The sequence below is a fragment of the Pumilibacter muris genome (genome assembly GCF_943193045.1).
In the GTDB taxonomy this organism is placed as follows: Bacteria; Bacillota; Clostridia; order Christensenellales; family Pumilibacteraceae; genus Pumilibacter; species Pumilibacter muris.
The window spans coordinates 66,185-80,573 of record NZ_CALPCN010000006.1; the positions used below are offsets into that span (position 1 = coordinate 66,185).

Here is a 14,389-nt window from a genome sequence, read left to right on the forward strand (position 1 = left end):
GAAAGAGAATAATGGATGCTTTTGAAAGATATCTAGAACAAAATAAATGCAATCCCGAATGCCGCGCGTTGACTTGTAAGTCTTACGGAGAAGTTTATAAACGAGAGCATCATTGTGAAATTGAGCCGAAGGAAACCAATTTCGAGTTGGCAACTTATGGAGATGCTTTATTGAAATTTGCATTATGCTCTCTTTTGTTGGATAAATGCACACAACTGACCGAAGAAAAGAAACAATATGAAACAGATAAGTTTTTAATCGAAACCGTCGCAAAGCATTATCAGCTTTTGGATTATATGAATTTTGATAGAAGTAACAATAAAATACCACAATGTTACGAAGCGTTTGAAAACGAAAATACAAAGTATATTGCTACTACCGTTGAGGCGGTGTTGGGTGCGATATATCAGAAAAATGAAGACTTTCAAGAGATTAGTGGACTTGTAGAAAGCTGGACAAAACTTTGAATTAATTTACAATTGAATACTCACATTAAGGGCGTTTGCCGAAGTATGGCAACCGTCCTTTTTTATGTCATTTTTCTGTACTTGCGAGTGAAGCCGTCTACCAATTGGAAGGATTTATTACGGACAAACAAAAAAGCATTATGACAAAATTCTGTACAATTCCATTCTATATGTTTAGTGAAGGGACTTGTTGATAAAACCTTTCAAATTTAAGACAAAGGAGGTGATGCGTATGCACTACTGAAAGGACTTGTAAGCGGTCTCAAAATGCTTGCGACAAATAAAATTTTATGGAGGAACAATGGAACAAAAACAACTTACACACTTTACTTTTTACGACTTGTATTGGGATTTAATCAGGCAGTCAGACGACGGTACGGCTGGCAGGTTAATACAAAATATCTGCAAGTATATGTTTACGGACGAGCCTATCACCGAGCCGCAGGATGACAAGGAAAACTACTTTTGGAGCAATATTGTTGACGTGCTCTACGAGGACAAGCAGTGCGAATTAAGCGGCAGAATTCCGAAAACGCTCAACCGTAAAATGCGTCACTTCACTTTTCTCGATACATACTATAAGGCTATCAAATTGATGACGGAAACGGAATGCGGACAGTATGTGAAAGCGATTTGCGACTATATGTTTGACGGCACGGAACGGAAATTGAAACCGCCCGTTGACGCATACTTTGAACTTGCCAAACGGAAATTGTTTCTTGCGAGAACGAGAAAGAAAGTCGGCGCAATCGGCGGCAAAACAAACAAGCATACTCCCTCTGTTACGCTCGAAAAGATAAAAGCAGACTTTCGTTTATCGGGCGATATCTTCAACAGGGACGAGTATTTGAAAGGAATTGACTTAGCACACGTGTATGCATATTTCAAGGCAAATCCGCCGCAAGAAGGGCGCAATATGTACCGCGCATTCGAGGATTACAAACGTGCGAATAACGTGCAATAATCAGTTCGTTCTATGGGGAAGCAAATACCCAAAATCGTGGTATTAAAACGTGGTTTTAGGTAGGCAGGATAAAGGTTTTGCATTTTTTGATGCAAAACGCTCATTCGGGCGTAGCCGAATACGAGGCGGGAAACCCGCCCTCTACAATAGTCCACACAAACGAAATTTAACTTACGGGAGAAACAAATTATAGCAAATCAACCGATAGTTTTTAACATTCGATACACGCCATACAGATTGCCGAAAAATGCAACCCAAAACGATATTGCAAAGCATCAATCGGATAGAGCGTTTTACGACTTATCTGGCGAAGAAAATCATTTGAAGTACATAGCTACCGAAAGCAAACGTGCAGGCAAGTTTACCGCACTTGACTACTTCCGAAAAAGCACGGGTATCTTCAACAAAAACGGTATGATATCGGCGGAAGAATTGGAACAAATGAAAGTCCGAGCGCAGATGGGCGAAAAGAATTTGTGGCACGGCTTTATTTCGGTGGACGAGGAAAATTCTCATAAGATCGACAGCCCCGAAAAGTGTATTCACTTGATAAAGCGCACGTTCGATTCTTTTTTCCGCGATATGGGTTTCGATCCGAAGAATATCGACCTGATATGTGCCTTGCATTTAGACAGACCGAAGCACTTGCACATTCACTTCGAGTTTTGGGAAAAAGAGCCTAAACAGAAGTACCGTAAAAAGGAAACCGAGTACCGACATAAGGGCAAGATTCCGCAAGCGGTGATAGACAAAATGCACGAGCGGTTAAACTTGTTTTTGGCAGACGAACATATTTACCATTCCCGTGATGAGGCACTTCGGCAGTTAAAGGAATTGTCCGTAACGCACGGCTTCGAGCGATTCTGCGAAAAGGAAACGAAATGTGAGATTACGGAGCTTGCAAAGGATTTGCCTGTCGGGGCGAAAATCTTTTACGGACACAAGGATATGGAGCCGTTTCGTCCACGCATAGACAAGATTGTAAACTTGCTGTTGCAGACGAGCAAACCGGCGCGAAAAGCCGACTTGAAGTTCCACGAAGAATTAGAAGGCTTGAAGCAGAAAGTACAAGCGGACAGTGTCTTGGACGATATAAAGGATGACTATATACGACGACAGGGGAATATTGTTTTAAGTGCAGTGCGAACAATACGTGCTTATACGCCGAGGCGCACCACGCGTGGAAAAGTAAACGATAAAGTCTTGAAGCGCCGCGCAGGAATTCGTACCCGCGTTTTGGGGCGCACAATGAGCAAACTCTTCTCTTCTTTCGGAGAACAAAGCGAACTGTTGGAACGCGACTTCTCCCACTGTTTACAGGAGATCGAGAAGGAAATCGAAGAACAGCGTTTGCAGGAGCAGACAGCTGAAAACACCAAGATAAATTCTAAGTGGAATTGGGGGAAATAGAATGTAAAAAATTAAGCAGAAGTCGTATTAACATCATAAATTTGCTTGACTCTTTCCTTGCCTCACGATATAATAAAAATATACAAAGTCGTATGCATACGACGTAAATATTTTCGGAGGAATTGACATGGAAAAGACAAGAGCGATTAAGGACAAGCGTTACGAAGAACGTCATAAAGAGGAACGCAAAGCCAAGTGCATGGTATGGGGAACGAGCGTACCGAGAGAGAAAGCCGAACAGATAAACGAGTTTTTGAAAAGATATGGCTACACAAAGGTACAGTTAATCGAGGCGGGATATAAGGCGTTATTAGACGAAGCCGCCGAGCATGATTTACCCCTTGCGAAGATAATGGACGGATATGATGACTTCTTTCCAAGCGAGCTTGAGCAATTCAAAAAGAAAGATTAGCGCGGTGAATTTTCTACCGCGACTAAGTAGCGGGTCTTTACAAAAAAGAAAAGCGGAGAAATCCCGAACTCCAAAAATTATTTTGGAGAATTAAATTGGAAACAACTACTACAAACAAATTAGCAAGAATGAGAACTATCAACGAAGCACTTGCGCTTATTAGAAAGCAAGATCCCGAAACGGCGGTAACGTACAACTTCATCCGTAAGTTATTGGATGGCGACATGGTACATCACTTCCGCTCGGGCTCGAGATACATTCTCAACTTCGATGATTTACTAAACGAACTCAATATGAACTAAGGAGGGGATATGGCAACATTCAGAAAGAGAGAAACGAAAAACGGTTTTACTTACGATATTCAGGTAAAGGTAAAAGACCGCAGTCAAAACAAGACGGTTACGAAAACTATGTCGTGGCGTCCCGAATATCCCATGACGGAAAAGCAAGCCGAGCGAGAATGTGCGCGAGTGGCGGAAAAGTTCGAGGAAGATATTAAACGCATGTTTACGAGCAGCCTGCCGGATATTCCCGATTATAACGTAACGGTGGCGGAAATGGCGGAAAAGTGGCTTGAGCGTGTGCAGCACGACTTTTCCGTGGGGTATTATGAAATAGGCGTTGGCGCTGTGGCGTGGATGAATCGTTATATCGGCGGATATAAAATACGCGAAGTCACGCCGTATATCATTCAGGACTTTTTCGATAAGTTAGACAGCGAAAGATATACCACTTACACTGTAACGGCGAAGCCTGCATTTAAGGAAGTGCTTGAACGTAGCGGTATATCGTATAACAAATTCCGCACCCAGTACAAATTGAATACCTGTTCTCTCGTACACTTAATAGGCGGGAAATCGGTCAGCATGGAATATGCAAGCTGTATGGCAAAAGTATTGCGTGTGGATATAAATAAAATCTTTAAGATTGAAAAGACGGTGCGTCCCTATGCGGCGGCAACTATCGCAAGAGTAAAGCGCGCTACACGGTGCATCTTTGCTATGGCAAAGCGGCAGAGGTTGGTGGAAGATAATTTTGCGTCGGCAGATTACGTTTCCTACGGCAGGAAACCCAAGCGCAATATCAAATATCTTGACGACCAGCAAGCTAAAGAGTTATTCGGTGTGATTATGGAGTACGATGATATTCGCGCCAAGACGGCAATTATGCTTGCACTTATGACGGGACTTCGGCGCGGCGAACTTGCGGGGTTGGAATGGAAAGATATCGATTTTGTTCTTCATACGCTTAGCGTGAACCGCACGGGTTGCTACAGCAAAACTACGAGAAGCATTTACACCAAAGAGCCGAAAACGGAAGGCTCCATTCGCAGAATAACTATTTCCGAACTTCTTACCGAACAACTCAGAGAATACAAGGGTTGGTACGACACACAGCGTGAGAATTGGGGCGATAAATGGGAAAACTCGGATAGATTGTTTGTGCAGGAATCCGGCAAACCTATCAATCCGAGCACGATACACTTCTGGTTAAAGAAGATGCTCAAAAAAGCGAACTTGCCCGACGTTACTCTTCACAGTCTACGCCATACGAATATAACTTTACAGATTGCGGCGGGTGTGCCCTTGACGACGGTTGCGGGCAGAGCAGGGCATTCGCGCGTAAGCACCACGAGTGATATCTATTCCCATTTCATCAGAACGAGCGACGAGGCGGCGGCAACGGCAATAGAAGATATTTTTGTTCCGCGTGCCATGCAGGAGGGGTGATGTACATCCCGAGATTGCGTAAGATAGATACTGTCCTGAAAGATATGAAACAAGCCGATCCCGACACGGTGGTTTCGCGGTTTTTTATTACAAAGCTACTACGGGAAGAAAAAATAACGCCACTCAAATACGGTGACGCTTGGGTAGTGAATATCGATGAGCTATACGGATATTTGAACGGCAAAGTGTTTCGGGACAAGTCCTACACTCCACTGGCTAAACGAAATATTCAAAAGAGCGGCGAGATATGGCGGACATTCAAAGCGCAAGATCCCGACACGATGATCCGTAAGCTGAATTTGCGGTTGTTTATTAAAGAGCAAGGCACGTGGTATTTCGTATCCTCGCTCGGTCATTGGCTTATAGACAGCGATGAACTAATGTATCGGCTAAATCCTCGCGGAATAGATTGCCGTGCCAATATGCCACATTTACGGTGGCATGACGAAACGGTACGTGGTTTCAAGAAAGCACATCCATATTTGCCCGTAACTATGAATATCGTAGAAAACGCATTGAAGTCGGACAATGTATTCAAAATAAAAAACGGCCACCGTTGGATTATTAATTACGACCAACTTGAATTGGAAGTTTACAGGCAATTAGGGCGCATATAAGTCACAATAAAAGCTTACAGCGGGCAGAATCTTCTGCCCGCTGTAATTTACCGCTATTTGAAAAAAATATTTTACTTTTACTTAACTTTTATAAGCGTTAAGTATATGTTATAAGAGGCGAGGTGTTTACGCATTGAAATATCCATGTTAAAATATTAGCAACAAATACAAAAGGAGAGAAACAAATGAACTATTTATTTTTTGACATCGAAACAATCATGGCGGAAAGCATAAATCCGAGGATTGTATCTTTCGGTTATGTTATAACCGATGAGCGGTTTAATGAAATAACCAAAGAGGATATTTTTATCAATCCGCAGGAAGAGACGGAAACGGCAAACAATTGGCAATGGAAACAAGATGCGACGAAAGATAAAGAGGGATTCAAGGCTTTTTATCATAAAATAAAGGGTTTGTTGGGAGCCAAAGACACAGTCATCGTGGGACATGGAACCGATAATGACGTGCAATACCTGTTTGACGAATGTGACCGTTTCCACTTTGAGCCGATCGACTTCGACTATCTGGATACGAAAGCTATAGCCGATTTGTTGTTGGAAGCCGATATGCCCAAAAATCTGAAAAGTTTGTATGATCGTCTTTGCAAAAACAAGTGCGACTATCGGTGGCACAGAAGTTTAGACGATGCCTGTATGACCAAAGATGTGTTTGAGGCTTTGCTTGCCATTGCGAGAAAAGAAAACATCAACATTTTGGAAAACGAGGAATTGGTATCTAATTCTTTGCGTTGCGTTTACGGAAAACTTGCCGGCGTTGCGAAAAAAGGGAACGAATACTTCAGTTGCAATTTTGACGTTCCTATTATCGCAATAAAAGCTCAATGTAATTATGAGAACGGCGCAGGTTATAAAAGCGAAACCGTTCATTTGTATTACGACTATGCCGTTGACCGCTTTTTTGCGCCGAGACACCCTAAAAAGGGAGACCAAAGGGGAAACAGCGTATTGCCCGCTTATGCCTACGAGACTGCAAAAAAGAGAGCCGTGTACAAAGTAAACAAAATGTGGAATGTTGCAAAAAGCAGAAACAACAGCAAGGATTTTTTCCACAGGGAAGGGTATCGTCTTTCCGATATGAGAATAAAGCATATTTTTTATTCGCTTACGTCTTATGAGGTTTATGCAACGTTTAAAAAGGATTTTTTGGAGTTTGACTTTAAGATACCGCTAAGCGGCAATTATTTGAAGAATGCTATCGGATATACGAAAGACACGGTTGTTGATTTGAAACGAGTTATAAAAAATGTTCACACGGTGGAAACGGCAAATAAATCTCTGCTTTTAATGGCTAAAATGAAATTCGGATATAAAGATAAAGCTTTTCCGAAAATTCGGGTAGAGGATTTACGTTACTCCGAAAATATAAAGTACTTATTGGCAAAGGAATATGCCAACTTATTGAAAGAACCAAACGCACATAAAGGATTGAACGACACGCTTATAAGCGGAGATAAAACCTATATTCCGACCGAGCATGCATTTGATAACAATTTGTTTTCGGAACGACTTGTGCTGCCTGTTTTAGCGGAAGCAATTCGCTGATTGTGTGCGGAACAAAAAAGAGCTATTACAAGGTCTTTGCAATAGCTCTTTTTGTCTAAGCTTCAATAATTTCTAAGTTCGTTGATCAATATCGTTTCCTTATTACAGCCTACGGGCTTATCGTATATTGTAAACTCGATAGTGAGACCGTAAAGATTGTGTTTTCGGATATAGAGCAATAAAAAATCTATCTGTGGAATTTTATTCAGCCTTTTATCGCAAAGATCCGTTTCAAAGTTGAATTCCGCACTTCCGTTATACATCGTTCGGTGATCCAGCTTTTCATCAGTCGTAGCGCAAATTCGGATTAAATCATTCTCGACTTGAATTGCCCCCAAGATAATCTTATTTTTATATGCGTTTACGGAAACTGCGACTATTATATCGTTTGAAAAGTCGCCTTTAACGTTCAAATATTCCTCATAGCTTTTTACGTATGCATAATGTGCATTCGTCTTATTTGAATGGCGTATAACATATAGCTCGGATCTGTTTTCTTGGAAAAAGTTCCGTATTTTGTTGAGACGATTTTTGTTGACAAAAATTTCGGGGACGGTGTTCAGCCCCAATTTTTTAATCAATTCTCGACTTTCCTCTTTCGTCCTTGGGTTATATATCATTTTAGATCATCTCCGCTTTTCAATGCACAAAACTCCCCGCACATAGTGCACTTTTTGCCATTTTGTACTTTATGCTTATACAACTCTTCCGCTGTCATTTTCGGAACAATTGAACAGTCTATAGAGCCTTTACAACCGACTACACTGCGCGCTGTTGCCATCTTTTCATCAAGCGATATATCTTCTGTCCGAGCGATATATCCTGCATGGGCGGCAATTTTAGCGGCAATTACTGCTTCTTTAACGTCTTCCGCGCTTGGCAATCCCAGATGCTCGGATCGCGAAACCGCCGTAACGAAATCTGCACCCGCATGTACGGCGGAAGAAACCGCAATGGAAGATGATACGTGGTCATAACCGAGTCCGCTGTCCGTAGCTACGGTCAATACGCGATAGGGGACTTTAACGAGCTCAATGGATTTTCTTACAATTTCCGGGATTAAATTTATTGAGCAATGCCCTATGCCTTCGACCATGATTCCCACGCCAGCATCTATTGCCCGTTGAGCCAACAGAGCGTTCCTTTCGAGTTCATCCCAATATTTCCGATTATTATAGACAGCGTCGTGGATACTTGCCGGTCTGAAAACACAACCCAAACTCAGCGTGATATTATATCGCTTTGCTATTTTCAAAATTTCGTCAAAGTACGTAAAGTAAAAATTATCTTTCCCCGTTGCGTTTATATTCTTAAATACCATCGTTCCGCCGCGACTGGTACACGGTATTATTCTGTCACTGCCTTTGAAATATCTCAAATCTTCTTTCAAAGCACTCGCGTGAACCGTGATCATATCGACGCCTATTTTTCCTTTTTCTTCTATCCCTTTCAATACATCGTCTTCGGAAAAATACGGTTTATCGTTATACAATACGTCGGCAGCTCTGTCGTATACCGCTATTGTCGATAACGGCAAATCAACGCTGTCGATAAGCTTTTTATGTATGTCGTTATATATTGGAAGTAAAGTGTGGTCTATCACTATATCCGCACCATACTCTTTGGCTGTCTTCGCTTTTGCGATCTCGGGTTCAAGGCTGTCGCCTTCGTTGCTCGCCCCTATACTTGCCAATATTTTGGGGTATTCTCCGTTATCTGTAACTATTTTTTCATGTCTGTTTATATTTCCGATTACAAGCTGCATTTTTATCTCCGACCTTAGCTGTAAAATATATCTCCGTTAATTGAGCGATACAGCTACCCAAACTTGATTGTTTTTAACCATTTCCCAATATTTAAGCGGATTATGAATTGCCGTTTCTTCTTTTTCGGCGAGATACGCGTTTTTGATTCGACTCATTTCCTCCGAATCGATCGTTTTCATGTATTCATCGTAATGCACCGCTCGCTCACAAGTCGCTTTTATGCGCGCAATGTTTTTATTTACGGCAGAAAGACTCTCTTCCGCCTCGTTCCATTTATCGAGGACGCGCAATACGCTTACGTTATCTGTATTTTCCACATGAATAACGGGGATGGAAACCAGCTGTAATTTATTTTCGCTTTCTTTTTGTTGCGTTCCGTAACGCTTGCTGAAATCGTGCCCCACATTATAACGCACCTGTCCGCCGCAATTTATCATTTCAAATACCGTATTTTGAAGATATTCGGGTAAATTACGTCCTTGTTGCTTGCGCAATTCGCAGGGGAGCCACCTGAAATTCATGTACCGAAACGCCGTTACGATCTCGTCCTTGTCTGTCGAATTCAGACAACCATATGCGGAAAGATACACCTTCGGATCTCCAGTTTCGAAACAGGCTTTCCACGGTACTTTCAAACAGCATTTATATGATTGTTCGAGTTCCCAAATGATAGCTTTTTTGTCTCTGCCGTTGCGTGATAAAAAGTCGAGGAAATCGGTCTCTCCGTTATATTCTTTTAAGGTGTCGGCGTTGAACGTATAGAATGTAGACAAATAGCCGAATTCGTCACGCCATGTGTCGTTCAGTTTGCCAACCACGCGCCTGTACATCAGTTCGAAAAAGCGGGATTTTAACTTTTTATAAGTGTTGAAAAATTTTACGGCTTGATTGTCGCGCATGGCTACCGCCGCATCGATTTTGAATTTCCGCAACCATTCGAATTCATTTCGCTGCTTTTCTGCCGACGCGTCGTCGGGCAATATCCCGGATAAAAGGTCATCTATGGACGTCTGCAACAAACGCGACAGTTTATAAAGTATTTCTATACTTATGCTCCCCGCACCTTGCCATTGACTGATTGCCGCGGAAGTGATACCCAGCATAGCGGCAAGCTCTTTTTGCGATACGTTATACGTTTCGGTTATGCATTTTATAAACGAATTCATTAGATTGTCCCCTCCGCCATAAAATATTTGTTCTTTATTTCTTCAACGCTCATTTCGTCTATATTTTCATATAAATCCTCTGTACTCTGCTTATTGCGTCCGTTCACATATTCACGGTACGTAATATCGTATATGCTTCTATTACGAACTATCCGACAGTACGGCTCCAACTCGTTTTCGCCCGCAAGCAAACGATCTTCCAGCTCGGCGTATTCCCTTTGATGTTCGGCAGTAAAAATAGGAAATCCGAAATCTGGGGAACAATGCTCCACTTCTACATATCGTTTTTGCGACACGTCGTAAACTATCGTGGGAGCACAGTATGTTTGATATAACTCCGCAAGCTCCCGTGCTATATATCGTTTTTTATTCTTTAAAACGCGCTTATAGTTTATTGCATGATTAACGGTTGCGCCGCAGTCGATAAGCGACTTAATAAACTCTTTTACCAAGTCTTCGCTATAATCGAAGTCATCGTCTTCGTCATGACAAATACAATCGAGCGTTATCGTTAAAAGTTCATCTTTGTCCCAAGGCAAAAGCGATTTTACGAAGTCGAAGTATATAGGTCTCAAATCGAAAAGATTGTTCAACTCAACAGTTGTGCGGTGAAGATCTCTGAATCTATTGCAAATGGCACCCATGTCCGAAACCGATACCATCGGCATAAAATTACATACGCAACAACGCCGATTGATTTCGAAAAGCAATTCTTCGTCCGAACAAGACGTAAGGGAACCGGCTAATTTTTTCATATCGATTTTCACGTATTTGAGACTATCGACATTGAAAGACTTTATCGTTTGTTTTCCTTTCTCGAAACAGTAGTACTGCTTAAAATACGATAAGCATAAATAATCGAATTCATCCTCATCAGTACGCGATATGTTGTTGCGCGCTAAAGCAAGCAACAGATAGCGATAACGCTCTTCTGCATGCATTTGAATTTTAAGAAGATCGACATCACTCTCACGCCAAAATTCTTCACACGTTGATAGCCGTTCGGACGGCAGCAAAGGGCTGATATCCGACAAAATAGAGCTGCGCTTTCTTTCCTTGCAGTTGTGTTCTCCGAAATACAGCTCGTTGAAATCGACGGGAGTATGACGACCGCCTTCCAATATTTCGTCTACGGTAACGCCGTAATATTTGGCGATATCTCTTAAGTTATAAAGGTCGGGGAGTGTCTCGCCACGCTCCCACTTGCTTATAGCCGCACATGAAAAGCCGCCGTATGCATCTATGCCGCAGAATTTGCTGAATTGCAACGAAAACTCCGTCTGCGTCAATCCCTTTTCCGTTCTTAGTTCTTTTAAGAACTTGCCTACTTTTTTCTTGTCCATAATCGCACCTCCCGAATTTATACCTTAATTTTAGCATATCGGAAAAGAAATAGCTACGTCTTGTTTCTAATATCTAATTACTAAATATGTTCATTTGTTAAGCATTGGTATAATTGTAACATAAACCCATACAAATTTCAAGGATATTAAGACTTTTTTATGGTGACATCGCAAAGTAAACAAATAAAAATAGCTCAAACACTAACTAAAAGTTGGTTTGAGCTATTTTTGCTGGTGCGTCTGCCGAGGCTCGAACTCGGAACATCGCCGTCGGAGGGCGACGTTTTATCCAATTAGACTACAGGCGCAGATTATTTTCGCGGAGAGCTTGTAAGCTATGTGGTAGGGTGTAATTTTGGGTGTAATTTTTTTATGCATTGTGGTTTTGTTTCCGAAAGAATTACCCACACCCACAATATATAGTAATTTTTTCGGAAAATGCCCGCGTAGCCGTTGAAAGTCGGAGGCTGTTACTCTATCCGGTTGCGCTACGGACACATTTTTTAATCGCAAAGTTTTCTTTCACTCTGCCAAAGTATTGTATCACGTTGCCGAAAAATAGTCAAGTAACCCGCGCAAAATACATGCGTTGTATTTAAGCTCAATCAAAAGAAAAACATTTTCGTAAACGCTTGCCAAAACAATTCTATTGTGATACAATAATACAGCTATGGAGAGGTATCGAAGTGGTCATAACGGCCCTGACTCGAAATCAGGTAGCGAGAAATCGCTCGTGGGTTCGAATCCCACCCTCTCTGCCAACACTGCAAAAGGACGCATGACGCGTCCTTTTTTCATATTTTCGTTTTGTTATTATGTTAGGTTTTTACTAAATGAAAATGTGTGGATAAACTTTTTATTGTCAATTTTTGGGGCGGCGGGGCTCAAATATTTGATAAAGTACGGGCGATATTTGCGGTAAAAAATTTAATTAAAAACTTGCGTTAAAACGGTTGCCTTTGCCGTTTTTATATGCTATAATCCACAACATAAAAAACGGGAGTCGGCGCAAAGCCGAAGTCTGATATGAAAAAGAAAAAGCACCGTTCTCACGACGACGTTAACGAATACGAGTATCTTTTCCAAGAGAAAGAGGTTAGGGGAAAGAAGAAAAGCCGTTTCTTCGGGAGAATGCTCAAAAAGAATTTTTGGGCTATTCTTTTAAGCTCGATAATTTACATAATTAAGGCGTCGCCGCTGTGGATTACTCCCATTGTTACGTCTAACATTATAAACACCATAACGCGATACATAGGCGGAATTATAACGCGCGACGCCGTGATACGGAGCGTTGCGATTAACGCCGCCGTTTTCACCGTTATGATGGTGCAGAATATTCCCATGCACATGCTGTGGGCGAAAATCTGTTCTAAAATGTTTCGCGACAACAGCGCCAACACCCGCAGCGCCGTTGTGCGCAAGCTACAAAGACTGTCTATTACTTTCCATAAAGAAATGGAAACGGGCAAGGTGCAGTCTAAGTTTTTGCGCGACGTGGAAAACGTGGATATGCTCGTTTCGCACATGAACGACGTGTTGCTTCCCGCCGTTTTCGGCGTTTTGATTTCGGTTGGAATTTCTCTTTACAAAAGCGGAATCATGACGTTGTTTTTTGTGGTGGTTATCCCCGTTAACGTTTTGCTCGCGCTGCTGTTTCGAAAGAAAATGCGCAAAAATTCGCGCACTCTGCGCAAAGACAGCGAGGCGGTTGCAAACAAACTCAGCACAATGCTCGAGATGCTCACCGTAACCAAAGCGCACGGTTTGGAAGACAAAGAATACAACGACTTTCAAACGGAAATCAAACGTTTGCGTAAAACGGGCGGTTCGCTCGATATGACCAACGCTTATTTCGGCTCGGTGGCTTGGGTGCTCTCAAACCTGTTGAGCGGAGTTTGCCTAATGTTTTGCGCGTATCTTGCTTTTGGGAACAAAATCGCGGTTGGCGATATAGTGTTGTATCAATCGCTTTTCGCCTCGATAAACGGCAACGTGCTTACGCTCATAAACATTATGCCGCAAATGGTGCAGGGCGCGGAATCGGTGCATTCAATATCCGAAATTATGAACGCCGCCGACATAGAGGAAACGCACATAGGCAAAAACATTCCCGAAATTGTGGGCGAGGTGGATTTTAATCACGTCAGCTACCGCTATCCCGATTCCGACAATCACGTTGTGAAAGATTTCAGCTTGCACGTTAAAGCGGGCGAGTGCATAGCCGTTGTGGGCGGTTCGGGTTCGGGCAAAAGCACCCTTATGAATATGATTATAGGTTTTTTAAAACCCGAAGCGGGAACCCTTTCGGTAGACGGCAAATCGCTCGGCGAAGTGAATTTGTGCGAATACCGTCATTTTATTTCGGTTGTTCCGCAAAACAGCATACTGTTCGCCGGCACAATCCGCGACAATATTACTTACGGCTTAGACGGTTACACCGAAGAGGAACTCAAAAAAGTTGTAGAGCTTGCCAACATAGAGGAATTTATTAAGGATTTTCCTGCGGGAATAGACACTCAAATAGGCGAGCACGGCGGCAGACTGTCGGGCGGGCAAAAACAGCGCATAACAATCGCCCGAGCGCTTATTCGCAATCCGCGAATACTTATTCTCGACGAAGCGACTTCGGCGCTCGACAATATTTCGGAATATCATGTTCAAAAGGCGATTTCAAGCCTTATTAAAGGCCGCACCACGTTTATAGTTGCGCACAGGCTTTCCACCATACGCGACGCCGACCGTATAGTGGTTATGGAAAACGGCGAGGCTGTGGAAATCGGAACTTACGACGAGCTTATGGAAAAGCGCGGAAAGTTTTACGAATTGAAAAATCTTAACGACATAAGCTACCGCGAGGCGGCTGCCGCTTTGGCATAAAATACGGGATTTTAAAAGGCGAAAAAAATTTTTTGAAAAAAATAAAAAAATTTTTAAAAAACCGCGTAAAAATGC

At 42.3% G+C, this 14,389-nt stretch carries 12 protein-coding genes and 2 tRNA genes; 9 read left to right on the plus strand and 5 right to left on the minus strand.

Translation table 11 applies throughout. From position 1 onward, the window contains the following. Positions 1-11 precede the first annotated feature (11 nt). The 7 genes from NFR62_RS07870 (at position 12) to NFR62_RS07900 (ending at position 7,162) form a co-directional block, all read left to right on the plus strand. Positions 12-467, plus strand: a complete 456-nt coding sequence (locus tag NFR62_RS07870) for a ribonuclease III domain-containing protein (protein WP_251617139.1) — start codon at positions 12-14, stop codon at positions 465-467. Positions 468-768: 301 nt separating this feature from the next. Continuing rightward, on the plus strand, positions 769-1,431 hold the full coding sequence (locus tag NFR62_RS07875; protein ID WP_251617141.1) for a DUF6291 domain-containing protein: 663 nt from the start codon (positions 769-771) through the stop codon (positions 1,429-1,431). Positions 1,432-1,668: 237 nt separating this feature from the next. Further along, a complete protein-coding gene (mobL, locus tag NFR62_RS07880; RefSeq protein WP_251617143.1) occupies positions 1,669-2,841 on the plus strand; it encodes a relaxase MobL in 1,173 nt (390 codons plus the stop codon). Positions 2,842-2,968: 127 nt separating this feature from the next. Beyond that, positions 2,969-3,253 (plus strand): hypothetical protein, encoded by a 285-nt coding sequence (locus tag NFR62_RS07885; RefSeq protein ID WP_251617145.1) that lies wholly within the window; start codon positions 2,969-2,971, stop codon positions 3,251-3,253. A 311-nt stretch (positions 3,254-3,564) separates the two neighbouring features. Next, the gene (locus NFR62_RS07890) at positions 3,565-4,983 is read left to right on the plus strand and encodes a tyrosine-type recombinase/integrase (RefSeq protein ID WP_251617147.1); all 1,419 of its coding nucleotides are present in this window, start codon (positions 3,565-3,567) and stop codon (positions 4,981-4,983) included. Positions 4,984-4,997: 14 nt separating this feature from the next. After that, entirely contained in the window at positions 4,998-5,600 is a 603-nt protein-coding gene (locus tag NFR62_RS07895) for a hypothetical protein (RefSeq protein WP_251617150.1), read from the plus strand. Between the two features lie 185 nt (positions 5,601-5,785). Continuing rightward, positions 5,786-7,162, plus strand: coding sequence for a 3'-5' exonuclease (locus NFR62_RS07900; protein WP_251617152.1), 1,377 nt, complete (start codon positions 5,786-5,788; stop codon positions 7,160-7,162). A 62-nt stretch (positions 7,163-7,224) separates the two neighbouring features. On the opposite strand, the gene NFR62_RS07905 is transcribed toward NFR62_RS07900, so the two are convergent. From NFR62_RS07905 to NFR62_RS07925, 5 genes are all read right to left on the minus strand, one after another. Beyond that, complete coding sequence (locus NFR62_RS07905) at positions 7,225-7,782, minus strand: hypothetical protein (protein WP_251617154.1); 558 nt, start codon at positions 7,780-7,782, stop codon at positions 7,225-7,227. Continuing rightward, a complete protein-coding gene (locus NFR62_RS07910) occupies positions 7,779-8,927 on the minus strand; it encodes a phosphomethylpyrimidine synthase ThiC (protein WP_251617155.1) in 1,149 nt (382 codons plus the stop codon). The genes NFR62_RS07905 and NFR62_RS07910 overlap by 4 nt, the downstream gene beginning before the upstream one ends. A gap of 36 nt (positions 8,928-8,963) precedes the next feature. Beyond that, positions 8,964-10,094, minus strand: coding sequence for a helix-turn-helix domain-containing protein (locus tag NFR62_RS07915; protein WP_251617157.1), 1,131 nt, complete (start codon positions 10,092-10,094; stop codon positions 8,964-8,966). Further along, the gene (locus NFR62_RS07920) at positions 10,094-11,437 is read right to left on the minus strand and encodes a helix-turn-helix domain-containing protein (RefSeq protein WP_251617159.1); all 1,344 of its coding nucleotides are present in this window, start codon (positions 11,435-11,437) and stop codon (positions 10,094-10,096) included. The genes NFR62_RS07915 and NFR62_RS07920 overlap by 1 nt, the downstream gene beginning before the upstream one ends. Positions 11,438-11,669: 232 nt before the next feature. Beyond that, positions 11,670-11,745: transfer RNA gene (locus tag NFR62_RS07925), tRNA-Arg, on the minus strand. 364 nt (positions 11,746-12,109) lie between these two features. Here NFR62_RS07925 and NFR62_RS07930 point away from each other — a divergent pair. Together NFR62_RS07930 and NFR62_RS07935 are read left to right on the plus strand one after the other, a co-directional pair. Beyond that, positions 12,110-12,198, plus strand: a tRNA-Ser gene (locus tag NFR62_RS07930). A gap of 265 nt (positions 12,199-12,463) precedes the next feature. Then, positions 12,464-14,314: an ABC transporter ATP-binding protein gene (locus NFR62_RS07935; protein WP_251617161.1), complete on the plus strand. Its 1,851-nt coding sequence runs from the start codon at positions 12,464-12,466 to the stop codon at positions 14,312-14,314. Positions 14,315-14,389: the final 75 nt, after the last annotated feature.